This window comes from Arthrobacter sp. JCM 19049 (assembly GCF_001310435.1).
Genome location: NZ_BAXF01000054.1, coordinates 1 through 10166 on the forward strand (window position 1 = coordinate 1; position 10166 = coordinate 10166).

Consider the following 10166-nt stretch of genomic DNA (forward strand, 5'->3'; position numbering starts at 1 on the left):
AGGCGCAGTGGCTGTCCATCAAAACGGGCTGCGCGGGCCTGCTGCAGGAAGTGCCGTGCCTGTTCGGTGTTCCCCAGCAGGGAGGCGGCCCGGGAGCGCAGTGCCCAGACAATTGAGGCGGCGTTCAGCGGGTCGTTGAGCTCGGCCAGGGACAGTGCCTGGTCCAATGCCACGGCGGCGACCTGCGCGTTGCCGGTCTCCAGGTTCCAGGCACCCTTCCAAATCAGCTGGTCCAGGTGGTGGGCGGAGCTGGAGTCGTCCTGGATCCGGGTGATGCGTGAACGCAGCTGCTGGGATCCGTTGCCTTCGGCCAACAGGACCGGGTGCAGCGCCGAGAACATGGTGCGCCGGCCACAGGCGCCGGTGTGTGCCCACACCGGCGAGGCGAATACCTGGGTGAACAGCTCTCGGGCCCGTACCGCCTGCTTGATAGGCCAGCAGCAGTCCGTATCGGGCGAGGCAGGCCAGGCGAAGATCCGCGTGGATCCGCTGGTCCTCGAATGCCGCCAACAGGCTGACCGGGTCCACCGGCTGGTCCTGCAGGCTCAGCAGCACCAGACGCTGGGCCTCCACATCCGGCGGATCCCCGGGGCGCGGCTGCAGCAGGTCCAACGCCAGCTGCGGGGTGGGGCCATGGTGGTGAATGTAGGCGGCCGCCTGACGGATTGGCGCCGCATGCTGATCCAACCAGGGGGATAGGGTCTCCAGGCCCTGATTTGCCGTACCGGTCTCGAACTGGGCCACGGCCCGGGCGGCGGCCAACAGGGTGCGGGTCTCCTCGGCCACCTGCTCCTGGGAACCCAGTTGCTCGGTCAGCGCCACCACGATGTCATACCGGTAATTCGCCCCAGCCCGCAGTACGGGCCGCACCAGCTCATCGCCCGGCAGCGGACATCCGACCCGCTGACGCAGCAGGGCCAGGTTGATTTCCAGCTCCCCGGCCTGTGCCCCGTTCGAAATCACCGGGCCCAGCGCCTGCAGATGCTGGCCCAGCCGGTGACGGCCCAGCAGGCCAACAACGGCCTCGGCCGGGATGCCGGCAGTCAAGTCGACCAAGGGGGTTGCGGGTGAGTCGCCAGGGGAAGGCTCGGCATCCAGGACCCGCGCGAGTCCGGTATCGATGGCCCGGTCCAACACCTCGGTGCCCAGCACCTCGCCGGCCCGCTGCAGCGGCAATTGACCGGTAATGGCCAGGCGCTCCACCAGTTCACGCATGGGAGGGGACTCGGCACCCAGCCGGGCGTGGACCAGATCGCTGATCCGCGGCCCATTGGGTTTCCACTCCGGGTGCAGGCTCCAGTAACCGCCCACAAAGCGCACCGCGTGCTCGTCCTGCGCGTCATAGAGCAACTCGCGCATCTGCAGGGGCTTGCCGCCAGAGACATGCAGTAAGGTGCACACGGTACTTTCGTTGACCGGGCCGCCAAGCACCTCCTCGGTGAGGAACCGTGCGTCCTCACGATTCATTGGTGCCATCTCCAGCCGCCAGGAGCTGTGCATGCTGGCCAATTGGGCCAGGCAAATGGGCAGCTGACGCAGTTGGGTGGTCGCCACCACCAGGTGCACTTGACCCGAGAGGGCCAGTTGCGCAAGGACGGCGGCGCTTTGCTCATCGACCTGCTCGGCTCGATCCAGCAGGATCCACATGGGTGAGTGGGAAGAGAACCCGGTGATGGCGGCAATCATTCGCATCGGATGCCCCGCCGCTTCCCGCGTTTGCGGGATCTGTGAACACAGGCTGGACAGGACAGCGAACTCAACATGGGCCAAGCCCGAAGCACCGGTAATCCAATAGAACTTCTGCCCCAGCGCCCGCAGCAGACGCAGGGCGAAAGTGGTGCGCCCACTGCCGGGCTTGCCAACCACAAAAACCGTCTTGCCCTCCTGCAGTCTTTGCACGCCTTCGTGCATCGCAGTGTGTCGGGATGGCAATAGTGCCGGCAGGGGGGCGGAGGGGCCAGTCATGGGCGCAGGGACTTTCAGTGCGAGGCGGATAAAGGGGGCTGGGGAAGAGAGCTAATCCGGCACTCGCCGCGCACCACGCAGCACGACCCGAGAGGGGCTGGGGTAATGCGTGGCGTCCATAACCCAGTGTCGCACCGCGTGCGTTTTTGCGATAGCCCCGCGTCAGGGCCAACAGATGGCGCAGATATTCGAAATACGCTCTTGGAAGGACGGGGAATGCAACAACGCCAAAACACCGATTCGAATACGTATTCTAACCGAATGATCCCCCTGCTCCCGCTGGCCTAAATCGCACACGGTAACGCAGCGCTTGCCGAGAGCCGTCAAGACCAGTGATCCATCTAGCGGGACGCCCAGTCGCTGGAACCGCAGGCCGCACGGCGTTACGCTACGGTCAGAAGCACGATCTTTAGAAAGGAAACGTCATGAGCCACAAATTCTCCGTCGGAGACCACGTGTCCTGGAACTCCGAGGCGGGACGCGTCACCGGCAAGATCACCAAGGTCCACACCAGCGACTTCACCTACAAGGGGCACAACCGCCGCGCCAGTGACGACGAGCCCCAGTATGAAATCAAGAGCGACAAAACAGACCACATTGCCGCGCACAAGGGCAGCGCCCTACGCAAGCTGGAGAAGTGAGTGGCGGGCAGTGAGTAAGGCAACGGTCTACACCATCGGTCACTCAACCCACGACATCGACGAATTCCTGGCAATGCTCAAGGAACAACACGTCACAGTCCTCGTGGACGTGCGCCGCCTGCCCGGCTCCAACCGCTACCCGCAATTCAACCAAGATGAACTGCAGTCCGCGCTCGCCGATGCCGGAATCGACTATCGCTGGATGCAGTCGCTCACCGGCCGCCGACCCGTGAGTCGGACTGTGCCATTTGAAACCAACGCCTGGTGGCAGAACCGCAGTTTCCACAATTACGCCGACTACGCGTTGAGTGAGGACTTTAGCCACGGCCTGGGGGAGTTGGCGGAACTGGCCAAGAAGCAGATCCCGGCGGTGATGTGTTCCGAAGCCGTCTGGTGGCGCTGCCATCGGCGCATCATTGCGGACCACCTGCTGGCCCGCAAGTTCCCGGTGCACCACATCATGGGACCTGGCGAGGTGAAGGACGCCGAACTCAGTTTCGGCGCGCGCATTGAAGGCAGGGAGCCCGAGGTGACATATCCCGCCACTGCCGCCGAATAGGGGCCGAGGGCAAAGCAGCGTCGGCCGCCCAAAGGGGCGGCCGACGCAGCAGCGCTGATGTGTGGCTCGCGGCGTCTTTAAGCCAACTCACGAGGTTGCGCCTCTCTGATGCCCAACGGGGTCGGTCCGCCGTCCATCGGGTATTCCATCTGTGAGTGGTCCATAGTCCACACCTTTCTCTAGTTCTTCCCTCTGTCAACGCCGACGCTATACCCCTATGGGGTATAGACCAAGTTTGGTGATCTACGCCCAGGAGCCGATGGAGAAGGGCAGAAGTTCCAGGAAGTCCTGTCGGCCGAACTGAGATTCACGGACAAGGCGAGAGCCGACCCCGCTGAAGCCGTCACAGAATCCCAGGGGCCGTATTGCCGGGGTCGGAGCCAGAGCGAATTGTATCTGGAAGCTGTTAACCAACCGGAGCGGTGGCTGGAAACTCCCGTGAATTGTCACCCCGCTATGGACACGGTGCAGGGGTGATGGGATTCTTTTGCCGTTCAATAGCCGTCCGGGTGTTCCAGCTTTAAGGATTATCTGTGCGCCAAGCGGTTCCGTTCACAGGCCAGTCAAGAGGCATCCATCATGAGCGAACAGACAGCCGGACAGCCGCTGCGCTATTCCATCAACCTCACCCTAGACGGGTGCATTGACCACCGAGTGGGGGTGCCGGACGAGGAACTACACGCGCACTCGGCCCAAACCATTGCCAAGCCGACGCGCTGATCTTCGGCCGGGTTACCTACCAAATCATGGAGAGCGCCTGGCGGGCCTCGCCGACGGCACCACAAATGCCACCGTGGACGAGACCTTTCGCGCAAACCATTGATCAGGCCAAAAAGTACGTAGTCTCCAGCACGCTGGAACACGTGGACTGGAACGCGGAACTGCTCGCCGGGGACCTTCAAATAGCAATCAGGGGGCTAAAGCGTCAGCCCGGCAGGGGCCTTTACGTTGGGGGAGTGCAGTTGCCACTGGCTCTGGCCGAATTTGGGCTGATTGACGAATATGAGTTCATAATTCAGCCGCGGGTGGTCGGGCACGGCCCCGCGCTGTTTGCAGGGCTCTCGCAGCACGTGGAACCGGCGCTGGTGGGCCACAAGGAGTTTTCCTCGGGTGCCATCGCGTTGCGGTATGTTCCCCGGTCCGCGACCGTGTAGAGGCGTCGAATTCCAAGAGCGCTGTGTAACATCTGCAGGTCCAAAAACGACGGAGCGCGAACCAAGTACAAGCTGACGGCTTGCGCGTTAACGAGCCATGACTGAGAGGGAAGGAGACTAATGATGGGTAACGAACATAGGGAGGAGATTCCAGGGGTCGATCGAGAACTGACGAGCTCATCCACCGATGGGCGGAAGCAATAGTCACCAATGACGTGAGCCGAATGGAATCATTCACAACGGCGAACTGGAGTCTCATCGACCGGCCAGGAGTGATTTCCCGCGATTCTTTCCATAATGCCGTTGCAACGGTTCGCCTTCGCCACGACAGCATGAGTCATGAAGTCCTGGGCATTGACCGGTATGGATCAATCGCCGTGATTCCAACTCGTGGCCGGAATTCAGGGCTGTTCCAGGGCCATCCGATTAAGGCAGATGAGTGGACCACCAATATTGTGCTCAAGGAAGCAGGAGGATGGAAGTGTTTCTTGACGCAACTGACGCCCACAGGCACCGGGGCGGCCGAGGAATGAGAGACCGAAAAATCTGCTGCAAACGAAGTGGGCCGGCCCATTGATGCTGCAGAACAACGATTGTCGTGAACCTCAGCGTGGACAAAATACCGACGCCGAACGAGTTTGCGCCCGAGCTGGTGTCACTGGGCGAACTGCACAAAACTCGTGGGCATGCAGGCCAACCCTTGCGAAGCGACGAAGCATTCTAGGGCGATGCCGTTATCGCAGGGGTTCCTGCCGTCCTCTAGTAGAACGTTCGCAAGTCTTGCGGGTTGACACTCAGGTTCTGGCCTTTTTCTCTGTCCGATGTTCAGCTCGCAGGGAGTCCATGACGTTCCGCCATGACGCCGGCAGGTCGTAGGCGAGCTCCCGGACGACGTCGGTTTTCTCCTCGTCCGCAGGACAATGCTGCGCCCCCCACTGCCCGACGGTGGCGATGATCGGAACGAGGTCGATGCCCTTTTCCGTCAATGTGTATTTGGCTTTTTGCCGGTGAGTTGGATCGTCGACGCGGATGAGGATCCCCGTCGCTGTGAGTCGTTCAAGGCGATCGGCGAGGATGCTACTGGTGATTTTCTCTTCCGATCCGCGCAGAAGTTCGCGGAAGTGCCGGCGCCCAGCGAAGATGATGTCGCGCAGGATGAGCAGCGTCCACCGGTCGCCGAGGACTTCTACTGCGAGATTGATGGGGCAGCCGGAACGGTCCGTTGTCGCCATGGTCTACCTTTCTTCCTGGCTGTAGTGCTCGACTTCTTCAGCGATAAGGTCAACGACCGCGTTCGGCCGTGACAGCATGGGCCAGTGCCCACTCACGAAGTGCTTATAGCGCCATCGGCCTTGGGAGTGGTCGATGGCCTGACTCGACGTCTGGCTCTCCTCCTGTGAAAGGACCACAGAGGTCGTTGGTTGTCCTGCAGTGTCCTTCGTCAGCCGTGCAGGGTCGATGACGGTGTACCCCGGATGCGGCGTGAAGCTCTCGGCCAGACGGTTTCGGTCGGTGGCCGTGAGGTCTCGCTCATAGTCCAGCATGTGCCGTTCGGGTGGCAGCCACAGGTTTCCCGCCTCGATGATCGCCTAACGCTCCTGGTTGCGCGCCGACTCCGAGTCGCCCCAGCCATAGAGCAGTGAACGTCCGTCCGTTGGCATGAAGCCGCCGAAGTGAACAAGCCCGGCTACCTGGTCCCCAAGCCGGTCGGCGACCTGGGCCGTAACCATTGACGAATAGGAGTGAGACACCAGCACCACCGGCGCGCCCATCCGCTGGATGTAGGTGGCGAGCTGATTGACGTGATCTTCCAGGTGGACCTCGGCGATGGAGGAGTGCGCCTGACCCGTTTCGAGTCCAAGCAGGGTCACGGCTTGCGCTTCAAAGCCCCTGCCACGCAGAATGCTGGCCGTCGGTTCCCAGACCGAGGCTCCACTCCACGCGCCGGGCACCAGGACTATTGCGGGATGAGTTTTCATCTCAAACCCTCGCAATCTGATCGGTTTTTGCGAGCAGTCTAAGGCTAGAGAATCTGATCGTGAAACACAACCAGAATTTTCACTAGTTTTCTCAGGAGCGCTTCGCCAGTTAGTGCGCACCGAGTTAGGCCACTATCGCGGGCCGCTGTTGCCCGTCCGCGCGGGTGGAGGCATCGGGAGGAGTGCCATTTTCCCGATTCAGATCCGCATGAACAACGCCACGCAGTACGCGTTTTTCCGCTCTGGATAGAGTGGCCACATCGTCGTTCGGCAAGGAGGAAGCATATGGACGGTGAGATGATCCAGCGGTTGGCCGCAGCGCGTACGGAGGAATTGCCGGGGACCGGTGTCAGCTGGCCGTTCGGCCGGACTGGGATGTGTTCAAGGTGCGCGATCGGGTATTCATGCTGCAGACGCGGACCACCGGCGAGCCGATCGTGGTCCTCAAGGCCTGGCCGGCGGACGGTGCAGCGCTGCGCGAGGCCTACCAGGAGATCACGCCGGGCTATCACATGAACAAGAAGCATTGGATCACCCTGAATCCCGGCGAGAAGATTGACGCCCAGCTGGTCGAGGATCTGGTCACGGAGTCCTACCTGCTGGTGCTGGAGCAGAATGTGCCGAAGAACCGGTGGCCGGTAGACCCCTCTACGTTCGGAAAGGGCAGAGGGCAATGAGCCTGAGCGGAAAGCAGATCCAGCACATCGCGGCCGAGGTCACCAAGCGGCTGCCGGGGGTACGGGCAGCGGGTATCCGTTCACCGAGCATCTGCAGGTGTGGAAGGTTGCCGGAAAGGTCTTCCTGATCATCACCGAAGATGAGCCGGAGCTTGAAATCATCACCGTCAAGACGGTCCCGGATCACGGGGACAAGCTGCGGCGAGATCGTGCTTCGATCAGCAGGGGTCACTACCTCAACAAGCAGCATTGGATTTCCGTTGCCAGTGGCGAGACCATCACCCGCTCGCTGGTGGAACAGCTCGTGGAGGACTCCCATGACCTCGCAAAACATCAGGCGCCGGTGAAAGACCGGCCCAAGGACGACGTATAGCAGCCAGCATCACGAGGGGAAGCGGGTTGCATCGACGTGAGCCGACGCCTGGGTAATCCGGCGTTCCATGGCGTGACAGCAGCGGTTTGGGAACGTGGCACTTAGTGTGATCGGCCACCGGGAGCTGCTGATGACCACGGTGACCTGGGTAGAAATCGAATTAAATGAGAACGAGGTGCGAACCTCGATTGCTTTCACAATCTGAAGTTCACACCTCGACTCCTTGGGGTGAGTAACGGGGCTTGAACCCGCGACCTTCTGGACCACAACCAGACGCTCTACCAACTGAGCTATACCCACCATATTCATTTTTTGTTTCCGGACTAGTCAGAACGCTTTTGATTCCTGATTTCGTACCGGGCAACGAGAATTATCATACACACAATCGGCTGGTGAATGCCAACTCGGAAAGCATCGGTTTCGCTGTGTTGTCGATCACCAACCGATCGGGGGTGCCGCTACCTGCTGCGCGGCCGATCCGCTCACCTGGCGGGCCACCTTCGCGGCCTCGACCGAGGTCGGGCCGGGGGAGGGGACCATGATGGTGCCCCGGTAGTACTTCAGCTCGTCGATGGAGTCCTGGATGTCGCCCAGCGCCCGGTGGTTGCCGGTCTTCACCGGGGCGTTGTAGTGCGCCTTGGTGTACCAGCGCCGGGCGAGCTCCTTGATCGTGGACACGTCGATGACCCGGTAGTGCAGGTGGTCGATGACCGCGGGCATGTCCCGGGCCAGGAAGTTCTTGTCCATGCCCACCGAGTTGCCGCCCAGCAGGGCCTTCTTCGGTTCCGGCGCCCGGGCGGTGATGTACTCCAGCACCAGCTTCTGGGCTTCGTCCATCTCCATCCCGCCGGCCAGCTCCGGCAGCAGGCCGCTGGCGATGTGCATGTCGCGCACGAAGTCATCCATCTGCTCCAGGGCCGCCTCATCCGGCTTGATCACCACACTGATGCCCTCATCAAGCACGTTCAGTTCCGCGTCGGTGATCAGCACCGCCACCTCGATCAGCGCGTCGGTTTCCAGGTTCAGCCGGTCATCTCGCAGTCGATCCATACAATCATTTCTGAGTTACTAGCCACGGGATCCAATCTACCGCCGTTGTGCGGTGAACATCGCACACGCGGGGCGGGTTGCCACGGTGTCACGCCCGGAATTTGGCGGCCCCGGTGCTAAAATCGACAGAGATTTTCCAGCTCTGCACTAGGTTCGCCCCGGACCTGCAGCGGCGGCCCGATGCCGCGGCAGGGCGTCGCCCTGTCATGAACCCACGAGGTGTAATGGTGTCCACTAACCAGCCAGAGGTCCTGGAGCACAAGCCGGCCACCGGCGTGCCGCGCACCCTGGTCAGCGGCCTGATCGGCTCCACCCTGGTGCTCTTCGGCTCCTTTGGGGTCGGCTGGCTGGCCAGCGTCTCGCCGCTGAACCAGGACCCGTTCTTCATCATGATGCGCACCGAGACGTTCTGGGTGATCACCTCCGTGATCCTGTTGACCCTGGGCTGCTGGGTGCTGGTGCGCGCCTGGTGGCGGCTGGGGCAGAAGCTTGCGGGCTGGCCCGAGGGCTCGCTGGCCGTGGTGCGCAAGGCCGTGCTGCTGTGGAGCGCCCCGCTGCTGGTGAGCATCCCGATCATGTCCCGTGACGTGTTCGCCTACATCGGCCAGGGCCGGCTGGTGATGGCCGGGCAGGACCCGTACAGCGACGGGATCTCCTCGGTGAGCAACTGGTTCCAGCTGGGCACCGACACCATGTGGGCGGAGGACGGCACCCCGTACGGGCCGCTGTACCTGCTGATCGAATACCTGGTCGTCGCCGCCGTGGGGCATTCCACGGACCTGTCGATCCTGCCTTCAGGCTGATCGCGTTCCTCGGGGTCATCCTGTGCCTGTACTACCTGCCGAAGCTGGCCCGGCTGCACAAGGTCGACGGCGCGAAGGCGACCTGGGTGACCGTGGCCAACCCGCTGTTCCTGCTGAACTTCGTGGCCAGCGCGCACAACGACTCGCTGATGGTGGGCCTGGCCGTCATGGCCGTCTACCTGGCCTGCCAGCGTAGGGGCGTGCTGGCGGTCATCGTGCTGACCGCCTCGATCGGGGTCAAGCCGATCACCCTGGTGCTGCTGCCGTTCATTGGCCTGCTGTGGGCCGGGCCGGAGGCGAAGTGGCCCAAGCGGATCCTGTACTGGTTCTACTCGGGCATGCTGCTGCTGGCGCTGATGACGCTGCTCGGCTTCCTCAACGGCTACTGGTTCGGCTGGCTGAAGGTCATGCTGTTCACCGGCACCGGGTATTCGATCTTCTCCCGCTGGGCATCGTGATCATGCTGCTGACTGGCGCGGTCTCCGCGTTCGGGCTGTCCACCGAGTGGATCCTGCCGGTGATCAAGCTGCTGGGCCGGCTGCTGGGGGTGGCGCTGGCGATGGTGGTGATCTTCCGCGGCAAGTACAGCCACCTGGTCCAGCGCCTGGCCATCGGCTTCTCCGCCATCGTGGTGCTCTCCCCGGTGATCCACCCTGGTACCTGTTGTGGCTGCTGCCGTTCTTCGCGGCCACCGGGATCCGGGATGACTGGCAGATGCTGTGGGTGCACCTGACGGTGCTGTACTTCATCGCCTACCAGGCCGCCGACCAGCTGTTCATCTGGCAGTTCCTGGCCGAGGAGCTGGTGCCCGGGGTCCGGTTCATCTCCTGGGGCGTGTCCATCGCCGCGATCGCCTGGCTGCTGCTGGTGGACCGGCATACCCGCACGATCCTGCCCGGGCTGCTGAAGCAGACCCCGTGGCTGGCCAAGTTCACCCGTACCGCATGAGCGCCCCGGTGGTCCGC

The 10166-nt window shown here is 62.4% G+C and carries 15 protein-coding genes, 1 tRNA gene and 1 pseudogene; 11 read left to right on the forward strand and 6 right to left on the reverse strand.

The window, feature by feature from the left end:
• Positions 1 to 18 precede the first annotated feature (18 nt).
• Entirely contained in the window at positions 19 to 1899 is a 1881-nt protein-coding gene (locus JCM19049_RS18630; RefSeq protein WP_279402459.1) for an ATP-binding protein, read from the reverse strand.
• Positions 1900 to 2390: 491 nt separating this feature from the next.
• Here JCM19049_RS18630 and JCM19049_RS04525 point away from each other — a divergent pair, with 491 nt between their 5' ends.
• From JCM19049_RS04525 to JCM19049_RS18635, 5 genes are all read left to right on the forward strand, one after another.
• Positions 2391 to 2606, forward strand: a complete 216-nt coding sequence (locus JCM19049_RS04525) for a DUF2945 domain-containing protein (protein WP_054820942.1) — start codon at positions 2391 to 2393, stop codon at positions 2604 to 2606.
• A gap of 10 nt (positions 2607 to 2616) precedes the next feature.
• A complete protein-coding gene (locus JCM19049_RS04530; protein ID WP_279402460.1) occupies positions 2617 to 3165 on the forward strand; it encodes a DUF488 domain-containing protein in 549 nt (182 codons plus the stop codon).
• A 579-nt stretch (positions 3166 to 3744) separates the two neighbouring features.
• Entirely contained in the window at positions 3745 to 3885 is a 141-nt protein-coding gene (locus JCM19049_RS22200; RefSeq protein WP_306420679.1) for a hypothetical protein, read from the forward strand.
• A 26-nt stretch (positions 3886 to 3911) separates the two neighbouring features.
• Entirely contained in the window at positions 3912 to 4319 is a 408-nt protein-coding gene (locus tag JCM19049_RS04540) for a dihydrofolate reductase family protein (protein WP_306420680.1), read from the forward strand.
• 179 nt (positions 4320 to 4498) lie between these two features.
• Positions 4499 to 4852: a nuclear transport factor 2 family protein gene (locus tag JCM19049_RS18635; protein ID WP_279402464.1), complete on the forward strand. Its 354-nt coding sequence runs from the start codon at positions 4499 to 4501 to the stop codon at positions 4850 to 4852.
• 261 nt (positions 4853 to 5113) lie between these two features.
• Here JCM19049_RS18635 and JCM19049_RS04545 read toward each other — a convergent pair whose 3' ends face one another.
• From JCM19049_RS04545 to JCM19049_RS04555, 3 genes are read right to left on the reverse strand one after another with little or no spacing between them, the layout of a single operon-like run.
• Positions 5114 to 5551 carry a helix-turn-helix domain-containing protein gene (locus JCM19049_RS04545; protein ID WP_054820944.1) on the reverse strand — a complete coding sequence of 146 codons (438 nt, stop codon included), beginning with the start codon at positions 5549 to 5551 and terminating at the stop codon, positions 5114 to 5116.
• 3 nt (positions 5552 to 5554) lie between these two features.
• Positions 5555 to 5863 carry a hypothetical protein gene (locus JCM19049_RS04550; protein WP_054820945.1) on the reverse strand — a complete coding sequence of 103 codons (309 nt, stop codon included), beginning with the start codon at positions 5861 to 5863 and terminating at the stop codon, positions 5555 to 5557.
• Between the two features lie 45 nt (positions 5864 to 5908).
• Positions 5909 to 6271 carry an alpha/beta fold hydrolase gene (locus JCM19049_RS04555; RefSeq protein ID WP_054820946.1) on the reverse strand — a complete coding sequence of 121 codons (363 nt, stop codon included), beginning with the start codon at positions 6269 to 6271 and terminating at the stop codon, positions 5909 to 5911.
• A 413-nt stretch (positions 6272 to 6684) separates the two neighbouring features.
• Between JCM19049_RS04555 and JCM19049_RS04560 the strand changes: the two genes are divergently transcribed.
• Both JCM19049_RS04560 and JCM19049_RS04565 read left to right on the forward strand, forming a co-directional pair.
• A complete protein-coding gene (locus JCM19049_RS04560; protein ID WP_306420681.1) occupies positions 6685 to 6975 on the forward strand; it encodes an MmcQ/YjbR family DNA-binding protein in 291 nt (96 codons plus the stop codon).
• Between the two features lie 70 nt (positions 6976 to 7045).
• Positions 7046 to 7348, forward strand: a pseudogene (locus JCM19049_RS04565) (MmcQ/YjbR family DNA-binding protein); the annotation flags it as partial.
• Positions 7349 to 7572: 224 nt separating this feature from the next.
• Here JCM19049_RS04565 and JCM19049_RS04570 read toward each other — a convergent pair.
• Together JCM19049_RS04570 and orn are read right to left on the reverse strand one after the other, a co-directional pair.
• Positions 7573 to 7648 (reverse strand) — tRNA-His (locus JCM19049_RS04570).
• A 135-nt stretch (positions 7649 to 7783) separates the two neighbouring features.
• Entirely contained in the window at positions 7784 to 8398 is a 615-nt protein-coding gene (gene orn, locus JCM19049_RS04575; RefSeq protein WP_279402461.1) for an oligoribonuclease, read from the reverse strand.
• 224 nt (positions 8399 to 8622) lie between these two features.
• Between orn and mptB the strand changes: the two genes are divergently transcribed.
• The 4 genes from mptB (at position 8623) to JCM19049_RS04595 (ending at position 10149) form a co-directional block, all read left to right on the forward strand.
• On the forward strand, positions 8623 to 9201 hold the full coding sequence (gene mptB / locus JCM19049_RS04580) for a polyprenol phosphomannose-dependent alpha 1,6 mannosyltransferase MptB (protein ID WP_054820947.1): 579 nt from the start codon (positions 8623 to 8625) through the stop codon (positions 9199 to 9201).
• A gap of 86 nt (positions 9202 to 9287) precedes the next feature.
• Positions 9288 to 9659, forward strand: coding sequence for a hypothetical protein (locus tag JCM19049_RS04585; protein ID WP_054820948.1), 372 nt, complete (start codon positions 9288 to 9290; stop codon positions 9657 to 9659).
• 2 nt (positions 9660 to 9661) lie between these two features.
• The gene (locus tag JCM19049_RS04590) at positions 9662 to 9934 is read left to right on the forward strand and encodes a hypothetical protein (protein WP_279402462.1); all 273 of its coding nucleotides are present in this window, start codon (positions 9662 to 9664) and stop codon (positions 9932 to 9934) included.
• Complete coding sequence (locus JCM19049_RS04595) at positions 9865 to 10149, forward strand: hypothetical protein (protein ID WP_279402463.1); 285 nt, start codon at positions 9865 to 9867, stop codon at positions 10147 to 10149. Before JCM19049_RS04590 ends, JCM19049_RS04595 begins: the two co-directional genes overlap by 70 nt.
• The last annotated feature ends 17 nt before the right edge of the window (positions 10150 to 10166 follow it).

Excerpts from the sequence above, each read along its gene's own strand:
- JCM19049_RS04540 (WP_306420680.1), top strand. The coding sequence starts at position 3,912 with ATGGAGAGCGCCTGGCGGGCCTCGCCGACGGCACCACAAATGCCACCG.
- JCM19049_RS22200 (WP_306420679.1), top strand. The coding sequence starts at position 3,745 with ATGAGCGAACAGACAGCCGGACAGCCGCTGCGCTATTCCATCAACCTC.
- JCM19049_RS04550 (WP_054820945.1), bottom strand. The coding sequence starts at position 5,863 with ATGCTGGACTATGAGCGAGACCTCACGGCCACCGACCGAAACCGTCTG.
- JCM19049_RS04590 (WP_279402462.1), top strand. The coding sequence starts at position 9,662 with ATGCTGCTGACTGGCGCGGTCTCCGCGTTCGGGCTGTCCACCGAGTGG.
- orn (WP_279402461.1), bottom strand. The coding sequence starts at position 8,398 with ATGGATCGACTGCGAGATGACCGGCTGAACCTGGAAACCGACGCGCTG.
- JCM19049_RS04545 (WP_054820944.1), bottom strand. The coding sequence starts at position 5,551 with ATGGCGACAACGGACCGTTCCGGCTGCCCCATCAATCTCGCAGTAGAA.
- JCM19049_RS04525 (WP_054820942.1), top strand. The coding sequence starts at position 2,391 with ATGAGCCACAAATTCTCCGTCGGAGACCACGTGTCCTGGAACTCCGAG.
- mptB (WP_054820947.1), top strand. The coding sequence starts at position 8,623 with ATGGTGTCCACTAACCAGCCAGAGGTCCTGGAGCACAAGCCGGCCACC.